General features: G+C 45.4%; 11 protein-coding genes. 3 read left to right on the forward strand and 8 right to left on the reverse strand.

Annotation, left to right across the window (positions count from 1 at the left end; genetic code table 11):
* Positions 1-170: 170 nt before the first annotated feature.
* From IY568_RS03025 to IY568_RS03040, 4 genes are all read right to left on the reverse strand, one after another.
* Positions 171-725 carry a hypothetical protein gene (locus IY568_RS03025; RefSeq protein WP_194866754.1) on the reverse strand — a complete coding sequence of 185 codons (555 nt, stop codon included), beginning with the start codon at positions 723-725 and terminating at the stop codon, positions 171-173.
* Between the two features lie 9 nt (positions 726-734).
* Positions 735-2,801 carry an LruC domain-containing protein gene (locus tag IY568_RS03030; RefSeq protein WP_194866755.1) on the reverse strand — a complete coding sequence of 689 codons (2,067 nt, stop codon included), beginning with the start codon at positions 2,799-2,801 and terminating at the stop codon, positions 735-737.
* A gap of 660 nt (positions 2,802-3,461) precedes the next feature.
* A complete protein-coding gene (locus tag IY568_RS03035) occupies positions 3,462-5,828 on the reverse strand; it encodes an Ig-like domain-containing protein (protein WP_194866756.1) in 2,367 nt (788 codons plus the stop codon).
* A 531-nt stretch (positions 5,829-6,359) separates the two neighbouring features.
* Complete coding sequence (locus IY568_RS03040) at positions 6,360-8,162, reverse strand: haloalkane dehalogenase (RefSeq protein WP_194866757.1); 1,803 nt, start codon at positions 8,160-8,162, stop codon at positions 6,360-6,362.
* 241 nt (positions 8,163-8,403) lie between these two features.
* Between IY568_RS03040 and IY568_RS25225 the strand changes: the two genes are divergently transcribed.
* Positions 8,404-9,450 carry a sensor histidine kinase gene (locus tag IY568_RS25225; protein ID WP_194866758.1) on the forward strand — a complete coding sequence of 349 codons (1,047 nt, stop codon included), beginning with the start codon at positions 8,404-8,406 and terminating at the stop codon, positions 9,448-9,450.
* A 16-nt stretch (positions 9,451-9,466) separates the two neighbouring features.
* On the forward strand, positions 9,467-10,219 hold the full coding sequence (locus IY568_RS03050) for a LytR/AlgR family response regulator transcription factor (protein ID WP_194866759.1): 753 nt from the start codon (positions 9,467-9,469) through the stop codon (positions 10,217-10,219).
* 579 nt (positions 10,220-10,798) lie between these two features.
* Here the strand turns inward: IY568_RS03050 and IY568_RS03055 are convergent.
* Positions 10,799-11,104 (reverse strand): hypothetical protein, encoded by a 306-nt coding sequence (locus IY568_RS03055; RefSeq protein WP_194866760.1) that lies wholly within the window; start codon positions 11,102-11,104, stop codon positions 10,799-10,801.
* Between the two features lie 385 nt (positions 11,105-11,489).
* Between IY568_RS03055 and IY568_RS03060 the strand changes: the two genes are divergently transcribed.
* Positions 11,490-12,404, forward strand: coding sequence for a transposase (locus IY568_RS03060; protein ID WP_323744713.1), 915 nt, complete (start codon positions 11,490-11,492; stop codon positions 12,402-12,404).
* A gap of 447 nt (positions 12,405-12,851) precedes the next feature.
* On the opposite strand, the gene IY568_RS03065 is transcribed toward IY568_RS03060, so the two are convergent.
* The 3 genes from IY568_RS03065 to IY568_RS03075 all read right to left on the reverse strand — a co-directional run bounded on the left by IY568_RS03065 (position 12,852) and on the right by IY568_RS03075 (position 15,229).
* Complete coding sequence (locus tag IY568_RS03065; RefSeq protein ID WP_194866761.1) at positions 12,852-13,559, reverse strand: hypothetical protein; 708 nt, start codon at positions 13,557-13,559, stop codon at positions 12,852-12,854.
* A 65-nt stretch (positions 13,560-13,624) separates the two neighbouring features.
* On the reverse strand, positions 13,625-14,686 hold the full coding sequence (locus IY568_RS03070) for an SH3 domain-containing protein (protein WP_194866762.1): 1,062 nt from the start codon (positions 14,684-14,686) through the stop codon (positions 13,625-13,627).
* A 102-nt stretch (positions 14,687-14,788) separates the two neighbouring features.
* Positions 14,789-15,229: a hypothetical protein gene (locus tag IY568_RS03075; protein ID WP_194866763.1), complete on the reverse strand. Its 441-nt coding sequence runs from the start codon at positions 15,227-15,229 to the stop codon at positions 14,789-14,791.
* Between the last annotated feature and the right edge of the window lie 148 nt (positions 15,230-15,377).

A 15,377-nucleotide genomic window follows, 5' to 3' on the forward strand; every position in this document is an offset into this window, starting at 1 on the left:
GGGACATTTAGCGGAAGGCCAGAAACACCAGCAGATTGCGGCTCTCAGCATAACTCCCTCAAGTCGTAAACTGGCACGTTTAACACAAAGAAAAAAGCATACCTCACTGCTGAGATATGCTTTACGTTGGACTATCGTGAGTCACCACGAATCTTGCTCATGCATACTGGTTAGTTAATTGTCCACGCTTGCTGTTGCTGAGTGCCATCAAACTCCCAGGTGTATACAAGCGGCTCGACGCCAGTACTGTAATACCAAATTTCAGCTTTTAACTTTTGCTCCGAATGCGGCAGTTCAAGCTGAACCGTTAGTCCATTGCTATCAACTGGCGCTCTCAAAAAGCAGGTATCGTCGTTGGTGAGCGCGGCATCTTGCTGACACACATTGATGTAGGCGCGACCATTGACCACATCGGGGGCAACTGAAACAGTGACCGGCACATCCGTCTGGAAATCAAACCCGCCATCTACAACCACAGCCTCCATGCCTTCCCCAACTGGGGCCTCTTCCGCAGGTTGCTCCTCAGCTACCTGCTCTTCGGTGCTACTCGCTTGCTGCTCAGCTGCGTTATCTTGCTGAGCCTGGTTACTCGATTGCGTTTGCGTTGTATTCGTCACACTGGCCTGGGCCGTATTGCTGGTCGACTGGCTATTGCTACTGCCTTCAGAGCCACCACCACATGCTGTTAGTAAAAGTGTCATTAGCGTTACGATTAACTTGTTCATGATGCTCTCCTAGTTTTGCGCTGCGTTGCTGATGGTGTATTGATAGTCAGATACTGGATTCTCAAACCAGGTTGCGTTCTGTGCGCCTGCTGACTGGGCGAATTCCACAAATTGAGGATACGCAAGTGACATATCAACGCGCTCCATTGGGTGGTCCCACTGAGAGTTAATGATAAGTGCCCAGGGCAAACCCGTTGACGTTTGGAAGTAACCATTGGTTGATGAAGTGTCATCGCCCTGGTCCAGGTAACTACTGTCAAACGCTTCGGTTGGCTCATGATTTTTAAGATGGACTTCCCAGCCACGACCGTTGTTCTGGTCTACGAATGGCCCATGGTAATGACCATCTACCGCGAAGATAAACGGGTCAACTTTGCTGTTGGTCGCCACATTCGCGTTGTAACTGGTCGCGAGCGGAATGCTGATTTCAAAAGAATAAGGCGCTCGTTGGATGTCACTACAGCCGGTTTCAGTTCTGAAGAATTTGCAGCCTGGCTGCACCGGCACCATCTCTCTTGTATCGGCAAAGATGACGACAATGGCTTCATTTCGGTTGGCTTCCAGCGGACTACCGTCCTGTAGTGATCCGTCAACGGTCAGTGCAACCTGGGCTTCATCAACATGCTTACGGGCAATGTCTTTTAAACGAATGGCAAAGGCATTGTGATAACCGGCCCCGACTGCGATCAGCGCACCTTCAATGTTGTAGCGCACAACCTGGTTACCAATCTGGCTGGACGTCACACGATATCTCACTACCACGTCGTTAAAGTCATAATCACCTTTTTGCGGCCATAAGTCTTCAAACGCAGCGGTTTTCCATGAGGTCGAGTTCTGGATCAGGCTGCTGGCAACAACAGAGACATTCAAATCTTCCACTTCACCATTATCAATCCCGCCCTGTGGTGCAATATCACTGGTGTTCGAGACCCGGAATCTGGCCCAGGTGCTGCCTGCAACAGCATCAACAGGCACAGGAATGAGCACACGGTTTTCACCGGCAACCCCCTGATACTCACTGATCACACGCTCTGACTCCTGGAACTGGCCATCACCGTTCCAGTCAATCCAGGCATTCACATACCCGGATTTCGATAGCGTGAACGAAACCAGTGTTTCATAGCCTGTTTCAAGGTTGGTTAAAAAGCTAATGCCGTTGTCGTCGTCTGTGGCTTTAGGTACATATTCTGCACTGACACTCTGGCCGAAAAATAAGTCACCCACATTATGACGCGCACCATTGGCGTTAAGCGAGGTGCCATAGCTATCCGGTGCGTCGCCATAGTCTATGGTTGGGTCTTCTGTATCATCAATAATCGGGGCTGTTGCACAGCGTGCGCCGTCGTTAGTATTGGAAACCGGACCATATGCGAAAAGCTGGGTATTATTTGTATCGTTTATATCTATTTTATAAACATGCCCGTCCTGATTTCTGCTGATGTAAAAATTGCTCTCCACATCAAAATAGACGGCTCCAAACGTTCCTGACTGACCCACATTGCCAAGATTGGTGCTGGTGCCATTTGATACGTCAATGCGGTGTAGATTACCATTGCTGTCTACGCTATATGCCAGGCTGGCATTTTCATTAGGTGCAAACGCCATATCAAAGATATTAAGGTTCAGCGCACTGCCATCAATGATACGCTCTGCCTGCAAATAGTCGTCGCTGTTTTCGTCGAGCGATACACGATAAAGACCTAAGCTACTGCCTTTCTTATAAACATAAAATGCATTCTCGTGAATAGCGACATCACCCACGTAAAAGTTGGTATCGGGGAATCCCGACGTCATGATGGGCTCAAGAACGTAGTCTTTTCCCACCCGACCGATGTCTTTGTTACTGTAGTCCCAACCGTAAATGTAACGGTCGTGGACGCTAAACCCGATGCCATTAAGCTTGTTGTTGGTACCAACGTTTTCAGCGAACGTGGTGTACGAACCTGAGACCAGGTTAACGCCATACATAGTTGCCGTGTTCCCCTGCACCAAAAAGGCTTTTGACGGACACGTGTCGAACGGGGCGGCTGATAGTCCTGCGGAAAACACGCAGGCTCCGAATAATATCTTTTTCATGTGACTCTCCAACGTTTTGATTTGCTGCTAGAGAGATTGCAAGCATGAGGCCAACTTTATGACACTGATTTTTAAAGGTTTTTATTTTTCTGATTTGCGTTATTGCAATACGCAATGCAGGATGAAAATCACAATGAGAAAAACGAGACTAAAAAGCACGCTCAGCGTGTGCTCAATCACACGCCATGAATCACTAAGCTAATTGACGTGTAGACTAGTGGTTATGATTTATAGACGTCCCTGGTCTTGCGCATGTCGTAGACTCTGTTTTTACGTGTTTCATCAAAACCGACCAGCTGGACATAGTCTTTTGGGTTCGACAATGTGCCAAACAACAGATCCCAGGTAGCTAACCCATAATTTGTTTATGGTAACTATATTTATGATGAACTCTGCGCATTTCAGGACGTTGCAACACAAAACCCGGTAAGTACGACGTTTTCAGCTTAGTCCCGATTTAAGAAGCGAATTAAAAGTTGAAAATCAAAGTGATGGAAGCGGTCGATGTGCTTTCTGGCCCTATGGGAAAAAACCAGCCAAAGATAGGAATATGAAACGATATAATCTGGAAAAACTGCCTGCTGCTAAAGGCCGGTCGTAAACGTCACCCGGAGCGTCTTTATTACTTTTGCTCCGGGTTTCGTTTTGGTATGGAAGCCGTTAATTTAGCACTTTGCGTATTACACGCAGGGTATTAGTACTATAATTCTTGCTCCCGATATTCGTTGTACCATCTGCGGATTTATGTACCCATACTGGTTCCCTGGGTAAGTCTAGCTCAGCAATGGGATTAGCAAATACATAGTTGAGTTTGCTATTAAGCTTTACTTCCACGACTTCGTCGTTGCTGTGGTTATAACCTATCCCGGAAACTGAGCCATCTTCATTGACATAAGCCGCATATTCGAAATTAATGTCGAAATCATCATACTCACGGACCTCCGACAGCAAACCCAGGTCAGGATCCAACTTGATTCTAATGTCACTCGATGCATGATCAGCGCCAAAGAGTAACAGGTTATTTTGATTATCCAACTTAAATGTTGTGAAAAGTTCTACGTAATTGAGAATGCCTTCCCAGAAGTGTGTTTGCTGAAAGTCAGTATCAACTTTAACAACATACAGACCACTACTAAAGCCCGAACGCGAGCTCAACACACCGCCAATTGCCAGTTGCTCAGAGTTTACGACCATTAGCTGCTCCGGGATGTTATGGTATGCAGCGTTCGGGTTAGTCAGCGCTGTGCTTTTAACTATCTCGCCCGTGGACAAGTCTAGTTGCTGTATTTGTGCATCGTAATCTCCATCTTGTGGCTTATACACTTTCAGGCGATAATACTGATCATTCCACACAACCGCAGAGCGCATATTACCTATGTGATCCGTGTCGGTTGTGCTTTCCGCTTCGCTGTACCAGATTAATTCGCCACTCGCACTGAACTTAGCACTTACTGAAAAATAGGCTCTAACAGTCCCATCATAAATGTCACCACTGGCGATCAACTCCCCATTGGCAAGTTCATGAATCTCCCTCAGAGGCGCACTTCCGGGCTTCTCAATGGTTTTTTCCCATTCAACACGCCCATAAGCATCTAGCTTTGTAAGCCAGTTGTCATTTCGTACTGAAGATAGGATGACAAGCCCTTTATCCTGAGTCTCTATACTGGTAAACGAGTGACCGTCGTTTGGAAAGCTAACATCATATTGCGCAACGTCGATATACCATGAATCACTCCAGAGTGACTGGTTACCTGCAATGTCAGTCGCTTGCATCTGCCATCTGTAGTTACCCGCAGGCAATAACAATTCGATATTGTTCGCACCGCTAACTGACTCAGTAAAAGACTGTTGAGTCTTAGTATTAATCGCTGTCAACGTGTATGAATCAATATTCTGAACGCCATCCCAACTGAATGCCACACGATGCTGAGAAGCTTCTGGTGTCATGTTAACAGAGACGTTGTTTGGCGTCTGTGGCGCGGCAAGGTTCACTAAAGTCATAGCGGGTTCAGAGATATGACCGTAAGCATTTACGATCCTAGCCTCAAATTGCATGTAACCTGGATTGAGCCCTTCAAACACTAAAGCACCGCCATCTTGAGTTGTGGCCATCAGTTGGTCATAACCTGATACGGACAGTTGCATGTAAAACCCGTCTTCAAGCTCCGGCGCTGCAAAAGTCAATTTGTAGCCCTGTTCGCTGAACTCGATTTCAGGTTCACCCAGTGCTGCTGGAGCGAGAGGATTCAATAGGCTGAATTCAGCTGGTGCAGACCAAGGGCCAGTATGGTCATGTGCATTTTTTGCACGGTAGCTAATACTGTAGTCGCCAGGGGATAAGTCGCTCAGTCCAACATTGACACTATCAGATGTAACGAATGTTTCTTCGTCATTAAACGCGACCTTTACCTCGTAATTAGTAGCACCTTCGACTGGATTTAGCGCAAGTTGCAGCGCATCGACATTGCGCACCTCAGCCTGCAATGCATTAAACACCAACGGGTCAATCACTTCGTTTGTCACTTCTACGGTGAACGGGTTATTCAGAAGGTGACGTTGATCCTGTTGATCCACGGCTTCAATTGTAATAGTCGGTGATGAATTGCCCCAAAAGTACGCATTCCAGTCAAATGTCCAGGGAGCCGTCTTGATAGTACTGATTTTCTCACCGTTAACCAGCAAAGACAGTTCTTTTACCAAGCTTTCATCAGAGACGGCAACTTTGACTTCAGTTGAAGCTGCGCTGACAATACTTGTGCTGGATAAAGAAGTGACTGAGATAGACAGAGGCTGCTCTTCAGACTCTTTTTCCGGCTCTTCAGATTCAGTCTCTTTCGACTCTTCAGCTTCTTCAGTTTCTGACTCTTTAGACTCTTCTGGCTCTGTTGTTGAGTTAGTCTCCGGCTCTGTCACTTTTTGCTCTTCAGAACCGACATTAGTTTGTTTGTTATCATCACCTGACCCTGAACCGCATCCTGCCAGAGCTAAACACATTACCAGACTCAGTGGTAGAGTTGTTTTATTCATTAAATGAACTTCCATTATAATTGCAAAATTGGGCGCATTATACCTGCAAGATTATTGGTTGGAAAGTAACCATCAATGTACTTTAATTGAAAACGCATAAGACACTACTGCACATGGATTAAATATTGAAATCTGACGCTTCCCCTATGAAAATATACATTAATTTCGATCAAACCTGACACTTCAATATGCAAACTCAGAACGCTGTTCCTGTAATTAAAAGTGTCAATCCGCACCCAAAAAAGATACTAAGTAACGCTCATACTGTCTTGTAACTTATTAATCAAAACGGGATAGTTTAACTAATGCGAGGATGCCACTGTTCAACGGTAGACGTGTCAATTTTCTCATCGAGCTGGCCGGCCAAAGCCATAGCGAGTTCACTCAAAAAGGACCGCTTCGCTGAGTATCCGTCTCTTTGACTTTGGTCCTTGTCATGGTTTGCAGAGCCCTGACCCAGACACCGACTCCAATGTTGGTGTCTGGGCCATGTCAAGCAAATAGTTGTTTCAGGTAGGTGATCTGATAAGACTACTGCACCAGCTGATAACTATTGCCTAATTCATCCTGCAATACATAAGCAATGCCCTCGACGGGCGTCATATCCAGCGGTTCTGTCAGGATACGACTGGAAAACGTCCAGCCTTCAGGCAGCGTGAGCCGGTCTCCCAGGTTTGCCAAGTCATCCATTTGCAATGAAGCGTCCGAAATACGGCTGAACGACTGCATCACAAAAACCTGACCTGTGTTATCAGTCAGCTCATAAATGCGTCTGCCTTTATAGAAGTGCCAGGTATTGCTTCTCGACACCTCACCGGCAACATAAGGAAGTTGCTCGCCCCGCGCAGCGCTCAAATCAGCGGTGGTTAATAAACGCATGTTTATCTCTCCGAACTGGCGAATTTGCGTTTCAGCCTCTTGCGCTATCACCTCCGCGCCGCGACTTTCGTCCACTACAAAAAAGCGTGGACCGTTAGGGATCGCACTTAGTGCGCCGTATTCTGCGGCAATGTTTTCAAAGTCAATGGCATCCCACTGAGCCTGGCGACACATATCCACGCCCGGCGTACCCCACACCTGAGCAACTATTTTGTCATCTTGCAGAAAAGGCAATAAGATCTCACAGTACCGCATGTTGTAGCTTGGCCCGCCCGTGACCAGCGGAGTCTGTGGCGCGGTCGTTTGCAAAAAATCTAACACATGCAGCGCCAGGTCCTCTCCTACATCATCCTGGATAAAGTGCCCGGCCTGAAAACGTCTGTGATCTACCCCGTCAGAGCCTGGTACATGATCCACCCACTTGCGCTGATTGGCTTCGCTGCCGAGTCCTGTGTCATATTCGCCTGCATTGAACATAAACGGGTTATGATAAGCGCCCAGCGTTTGCCATGCCGGTAAAGTTTGCATTTCTATGCCGGAGAGCATGGAAGGAAACGCCCGGATAGCCGCTTTGTACTGCACATTGGGATAAGGCGCATTGTATGCGGTGACTTCGGCCTCAGTCAGTTCAATTGCAGAAAGCTTTTGCACCACATCCCCCGCCATCAGATCCGGTACACTGGCGGCATAATCGATCCATTGCTGAAACCCTTCGACGCGATCGCTTGAACGGTTATCAAAAAAGGTGCTGGCATCTGCCGGTTGCGACTCATCTATCTCAAAGCTGGGCACGTGATAAGGGTTAGTACCGGTCGGAATTATAGGCATATCCCCATTTGCGACGACGATCCTGGCAAAGCGCTCAGACATATTACCCGCCACTCTCAACCCGATCAAACTGCCCCAGTCTTGCACAAACAAATTGATATCGGTGAGTTGTAGCTGATTAATAAACGCCTTGGTCCAGGCGACGTGATGTTCGTACTGATGCACCGCCACATTAAGGGGTTTATCTGACTTACCCATGCCCATATTATCAAGGACAATCACACGATAACCGGCCTCAGCCAATATCGGGATCATTTTTCGATATAAGTACGACCAGCTCGGCTGGCCGTGCAGCATGAGCACCACTTCACCGTCTTTTGGTCCCTCGTCAACGTAATGCAGCCTCAGCCCTTCAATATCCAGATAATTCGCTGCGAAGTCATAACCAGGTAACTCATCAAAACACGCATCCGGAGTGCGAATAAATTCCACGCCTTTGCTGGTGGTTGATGGCACCATTTCTGCCTCCAGGCAGGCCTCGCTGAGCGGCCCGCTTGCCGGCCGGATTTCTACCGGGGTATCTGCGCTGACCGTTTCTTCGACACTGGCCGTGTCATCATCGTTGTCACTACAGGCCACCAATATGCTGCTAAGCAGGCACACGCCGATGACCTTACGCAACGTCATAACTGACTGCTTTAATTTGAATTGTGATGTTCGGATGTTGTAAACCATGTTTGTTTTTCCTTATGTATCAGATGACAATGACTTGTCTTACCGGGACACAGGAATAACACCGCACAATTGGCCGCCCCAGCCTGTTGCGTGCAGATGGTGTAAAAGTCTGCGCCAATGGTGTCGTGGCAACGTTTCATCCAGGCAAATTTGCTTGTACCATTTACTCCATCAATGACGAGCGGATCACCGAGTGAATACAGCACCTACCACAGCGAGCCAGACCGGGCTTTATAACAAAAGCACCACCCAGGCCTGGATATTTTTACTGATCTGGCCCTGGTTCAATATCTTGCTGCTGTCCTGTGTCTTGCTGCTGCTCGATATATTTACGCTGACCCTGTTTGCTCAGGTGATAGTGAAAATATGGAGCGGGTTTTGTGCAGGCTACCTGCTGTTTAACCTGTGTGAGTCAATCTGTGCGCGGTTTTTGCCAGCCCAGTTTTTACCTGCATGGTGTCGTCATAACATCTGGCTGCTCAGGCCGTTTTCCATCATTCTGCTGTACGTGCTGATTGGCCCTATCGTCAGCTTGCCCACCAGCAATGCAGTGACCCAGGTGACCTTTTTGCCCATAGTGATTATGTTACTTGAGACCCTGGTCTACATTGCGGTCATGCTGATGCTCAAGCAGCAAACCTATCACTTTCAGTCGCAGCTACAGGCACAACAAGCTGAGTTACAAATGCTGAAAATGCAGTCGAATCCGCACTTTTTGTTCAACACGCTCAACCTGATCGCCAGTGAAGTTACTCAAGACCCGCACAAGGCAAAAGCGCTGATTTACGATCTGAGTGATCTGCTGCGCCACACCATTGAACTGGCCAAGCAGCAATTCGTTACGCTTGAGCAGGAACTCAAACTGGTGGAGCTTTACCTTGTGCTGCAACAAAAACGGTTCGCCGATCGACTAACATTTGATCTGGACTGCCCGGGTGAACTCGACCCGCTGCCGGTCCCCTCTTTGCTGTTGCTGCCGATTGTTGAAAACGCCGTGAAATATGGCATTGCCCCCTACGCACGCGCAGGCCATATCAGTATCATTATTGAAACGACGGAGCATAGCCTGCTGATTGAAGTGCAGGATACGGGCGCGCCTTTTGATGACACCCAGCTTAGTCAGGGCGAGGGACTGCGCATTATTCGCGAAACCCTGAATCTGCATTATCGGGGCGCCGCGAGTTTCAGACTGATCTCCTGCGATGAAGGCACCAGTGCTTTTATCCAGCTACCCCGATAACCAAACCGAGCCGTGTATGACTAAGAAAACCGTGATCATCGTCGACGACGAACAGGCAGCCAGACAACAGTTAAAAGAAGTGATCAATGGCTTTGATGAGCTCACCCTTGTTGCCGAGTCAGCCGATGGCAAATCCGCCATTGAACAGATCATGCTTAAGCGCCCGGATATTGTGTTTCTGGATATTGAAATGCCAGAGCTCAATGGCTTTGATGTCGCCAAAGCGACGCAGGATTTACAGTATCAGCTGGTTTTTATGACCGCGTACGAACAATACGCACTGAAAGCCTTTGACACCAATGCTATCGACTACTTAGTCAAACCCGCCAGGCCAGAGCTGATTGCCAAAAGCATAGGCAAAATCATTCGTCAGCAGACCCAGATTAAGCCATCGGGCTCCGCAGCGTGCCTGACACTCAGTGATCATGCACAGCAAAAGCTCATTGAATTTGAGCACATCAATTATATTGAAAGTATTGGTCGCTATCGGCGGGTGCACCTGACCCAACCCGGAGCAGAGATTCACAACACAGAGACTATTATTTCTGAGCAAACGCTTGATGGCTTTTGCAGCCAATTGCCCGAGTCGCAGTTTTACCGGCTGCACCGCAGCTACATCATTAATGCCACCCAGCTATTAGCGCTTAAATACCAGGCCCGCAAACACTTTGTGATGCTGGCAGGCGCAGATAACCCAATCCCGGTATCACGGAGCTTTGTGCAAACTCTGAAGGCGCGGATCGCTGAACGGACGCACAATGAGGACTAACCAAACACGGATTTAAAGGACAAAATAGCCATCCCGGATGACGCCTCGGGATGGCTGATATGGTTAAAGTTAGCTATTGGCGCCATTGTTTCTTGTTATGTTTCAGATACTTGATGAAACCGCCAAATTGTTTTGTTTTGAAGAGCGTATAGCGCTAAAACAAAATAAAATGAAAAAATTACGACTACTGTAACTGGGTCAAAACCACCTTCTTCGAACCCTCCAATTAGTTCGTCAATAATCCCTATAACCAATAAAGATTGCCAGAATGCTCTATTAAGAAACCGTATACCCAGAGCATAAAAAATACACCCAATCAAAATTGAAGAGGTAATCAAACTTCGTATTGCCTGAATAACATCAGGAGAGTCTATAAAAAACGAAATTTCAATATAGATGTAAAGATGGAATATAAACCATGGAAGCCAGAGCAGCCTCAGTGATTTCCATTTCGTGATTTGCATCGTACTTGCTATGAACGCCTTACTAATGGGTGCATAAATGCTTGGCTAAAATTAGCGACGAAGGAGTACAAGCCAAGTGTTTTGCGTCCTTTTGAGTAACTTGTTAGTTGCCGTCTTAAATTATGGACCAAGGGTTAAACCCCATTGACTCAATTGCCGGAGCGATTACGTCAGCCAAAAACTCTTTTTCCTCGGTGTCAAAGTCATCCCAAGGCAACTGGTCAACAAGTCGTTGAACTTGCTCCAGCTTTGATGGTTTATCTAATTCTGAGTTTTCATTAATTGCTTTCAGATACTTAAGAAAACTAACTGTCACATTTTCGAGTTGTTTAATTACGGGCGCTGGTGATGGCATTAACCCACGCTCTTCCCAAAGTTGTAAAGCATAGTTATCGTTTACGATTAGTTCTTCAATTTTCACGCTACTTCCTTGAGCTACGCAATTAATGCTAAAGGTTGTTATAAATAAGAAACTTAAAAATTTCTTCATAGGCAACTAACAGCTTATTAGCGTGAATACCGGTTAAACTCTGTTTCCAAAGCCTACCAAATCCACCACAAAAAAATATTTATTCATAATAAGAACAATAACCTAACACTATTTCATTAGTTGCTCAAGCCAAAACAGCACGAATAGCAGACACCCAATTAAAAACTTGTGGAATAGCAGACACCCAACCAAAAACTTGTCTGCCATACCCCCCCATCGCCTATGCTGTTAATCTGCTCCAAGGATAAGGACTAACTCAATGCCAGCGGCACGGAAAAGCCAGGTCAGCTTAGTTGACACGAAATACTAGCATTGCATCTCTCGCTGCGTAAGGCGTGCCTTTTTATGCGGTGAAGACCCATTAACAGGTCAATCTTATGAACATCGCCGAAGATGGGTTGAAGAAAAACTACTTCTGCTGGCACGTATTTTCTGCATTGATATCTGTGCTTACGCTGTGATGAGTAACCATACTCACATTGTTATGTATGTTGATGACACAAAAGCCAATCGACTATCTGACAAAGCAATCGCTATCCGATGGCACAAGTTGTTTAAGGGAAATTGGCTGACACACAAATTCGTGGAAGGTAACGAACTCACCCCGTCAGAACGCATTATGCTCGACGATATTATCGACAAATACCGCGAAAGACTTGCAAGCATCAGCTGGTTTATGCGCGTACTCAACGAAGACATGGCCCGCCGAGCCAATAAAGAAGATGGCTGTACAGGTCGGTTCTGGGAAGGCCGGTTTAAGTCTCAGGCATTGCTCGATGAAGCAGCACTGGCCGCTTGCATGGCCTACGTTGACCTCAACCCTATTCGGGCCAAAATGGCCAACACACCGGAAACTTCTGAGTTCACCAGTATCAAAAAACGCATTGAACACGCACAGCATGGCAAACAACCAAATAGCCTTCTGCGCTTTGCTGGAAACCCAAGACAAAACATGCCTAAAGGACTGCCCTTTGAACTTAAATACTACATTGAACTGGTTGAGCTCACTGGTCGATGCATTCGCGCAGACAAGCGAGGCCACATCTGCGATACCCAAGCTATCCTCGCCAGATTGCAAATAGAGCCTGAAAACTGGCTAAAGCTCACCACGCGATTTACCAAAGTATTCCACGGTGCAGTCGGCAGACAGCAAGCCGTGACTGAATTTTGTGAACACCTGCAAAAAAAGCGACGACCTAATCTGGCTAATTGTGAACGCTTATTAGGTTAATATTGCCATTGTCCTGACTTCAAGTTATGACCGTCGCACTCTGGCAGCACTTATCTGTGCCCCAAAATATCAAATAACTGCGGTTCGAGCTGAAATTCCTCACCTATGAGTGCCAACTCTCTCGGTTTATCACTTCTTTACTCTACATAGCACTCGCAGTCACCCACCAAGAACCCATAAAAGGAACGTATAACGCTGGGTGTCTGCGTATTTGTATTGTCCTGACTTCAAGTTATGACCGTCGCACTCTGGTAGCACTTATCTGTGCCCCAAAATACCAAATCACTACGGTTCGAGCTGAAATTCCTCACCTATGAGTGCCAACTCTCTTGGTTTATCATTTCTTTACTCTACATAGCACTCGCAGTCACCCACTAAAGACCCATAAAAGGAACGTATAACGCTGGGTGTCTGCGTATATGTTTGTGCGTATATGTGTTTTTCCGTTTAAGAAACTTGTTGTGTGGTATATATAGGCAAATAATCATCATGTACAAATATAATATTGGCTTTCCAATTATCTCTTATAAAGACAAGGCTTTCAGCCCAACTTTCACCAAAGAATATATGATGACTTTTCTTATAAATCATTTCTGATGATAAAAATCGTGTTGCCTCCTTAGAGTCGTACTTACAAAGTTTTATCAAGAAAAAACTTAGAAAATCTGCAACCGCATTAATTACACATCTTGCGTGCTCACCATTCCAACAACTCGATTCTTCTGGGATTTTGAGTTGTGGAGTCAATTTTTCACCTTGAGAGAAGGTATTATTCCCGCTCATTTCTTCTAACTTAACATTGTTTGCTTTTGGTTTTGGGTGCACATATTTATTTCGAAGGTTGATCATCTCCTTTATATTTTGCACCTGCTTACTTCCCCTATCAAAATGAGATTGTGTACCGTCCATTCTCATTGAGAATAGAAAGTCGTATTTATCCAATGGACTAAATTTATCGATGGACTGTTTCAAATGCTTGGACATCGGATAACAATCAAGAAAGCAATTAGCCCCAGCTTCAATCGATAATATCACTGTCAAAATAGATGCTCGTGCGGTTACGCTAGGCTCGTCAAGTTTACTACCCCTTGCCAACTCAATTGCATCACAAAACAATTCAAAAAAAGGTCTACTTAACCACTGTGCTTCATTCATAAACTTCCTCAAGATGACATTGCCACTTAGAACACATAACGCTTGGGTCAGGTGCGCCGTAGGCGTCACCTGGACCCACTTGTTAGGCGGTCTTTCACAATACTTTTAACATAACGACTGTGTACCCAACCTTTATCACCGGTCTTTAAGTCTTTAACAAAAAACCAGATATTATCTACATTTAATACCTCAATTTCCGTTTGTTCCTTGAGCACATAGATAATTTGATGATCTCGACTTGGGCCTGATCTTAAATTGAGGTTTGCAGCTGTCAAAATAGTAATTTCTTCGGCAGGCAAATTAACCTTAGATCCTATAAGGTTCTCGATTGCCCTCAAAACCGAATCTAAGTTAGGGTTTTCAAATTTTTCAGTTCCTGAATTAATGACTTCCCTATAGATGGCTCTTTTATTTCCGACCCCAGTGGGGATCTGAAACATACTAGCTATACTTGCAGTTGGAACAACAACTGTTTCACCTTGTTGATTTTCTGTCTTTAAGTAAAAGAATACATATTTCTCAGTGGCGGTAATTAATACTAAATTTTCACTTTCTTCGGGAAGCAATACTCTATTTGTCCTTAATTCAAGCACTGAGTAGTGGGAGGGGTTACTTCGTATTCTTTCCAGTTGCTTGTCAGTTTCTATGTGGACTAGTAAAAACATTGCCAATATCCCAGATACAATTACAGCAGCAAGCGCTGCACCGATCAGCCCTCTATTGTAATGATGTCTGGCTAGGAAGCTTGCTTTTCCACTGACAACTCTCTGTTCAAGTTCTGAGGCTGATATTCTCCCCTCAAATTCCTTCCTTATATCAAGCTCTTCGTAACGTAGTCTGGTGTTTATTATTGACAGCTTTCTGAGCTGGTACCAAACAATCATTATGCCCATGGCGAATACTGGAAAAGAAAATGCAAATATACTTGGGTTTTTAAATGCAGCTAGAAGGAAGTCATCTGCTTCAGCAAAAACGACGATATTTATGCCAAATGATTGCATCAATCTATACTCGCTCCAATACCCCACGCAGGAACAAAGTAGAATTGAAAGAGACACAATCAGCACTGGGTGTTCGCGGAAAAAGCTAACTATTCCTCCAATTTGAATTTCTTTACTACTTTCCATTTGTAAATGTTCTCACTAACGTTGTGACGCCTAACGCCTCGATAAGTGGCAATAAAATAATTGGTTATACTTTAGCGAGGCACGAGCGCCAAGCCAATGATTTTATGTCCCTTTCTTCATCGACTTGTTATGTGCAAACTTGCGAACTGCATCTAATTTAGCTCGAGTGTATTCAACTTGCGGTAGGTACTTAAATGATCCGTGGCACCTTGAAACATAGTTTTTAACAGTACTTTCCTTTGGTACGTAGACTAAATATTTTTGAGATGGGTATAGTTCTAAACCACAATTACTATAAGTTCTTAAGACGTTGATATCATCTTCTGCCTCCATAAAGGATTCGACCGTTTTGAATTTCGCTTCAAGGTATTTTATCGTGCCATCATCTGCGTTCCTAAACACTTCAAGTTTTTGAACTTCAATAAGTAAAACGGCTTTTGAATCAGAAAAGGATTCTGCCACTGACTTCAATTTACACGAGCATGAGAAGCTAGTTGGAGAATACAACAAAAGCACAAAAAATATTAACAGCAGTTTGTTCACCGAGCCTCCTATGCACATAACAGCTTATTAGCGTGAATACCGGTTAAACCCCGTTCCCAAAGCCACCCTAATCCACCACTAAAAAATATTTATTCATAATAAGAACAACAACCTACCACTATTTTACTAGTTGCTCAAGCCAAAACAG

The sequence above is a fragment of the Pseudoalteromonas sp. PPB1 genome (assembly GCF_015356275.1).
GTDB classification, from domain to species: domain Bacteria; phylum Pseudomonadota; class Gammaproteobacteria; order Enterobacterales; family Alteromonadaceae; genus Pseudoalteromonas; species Pseudoalteromonas rubra_D.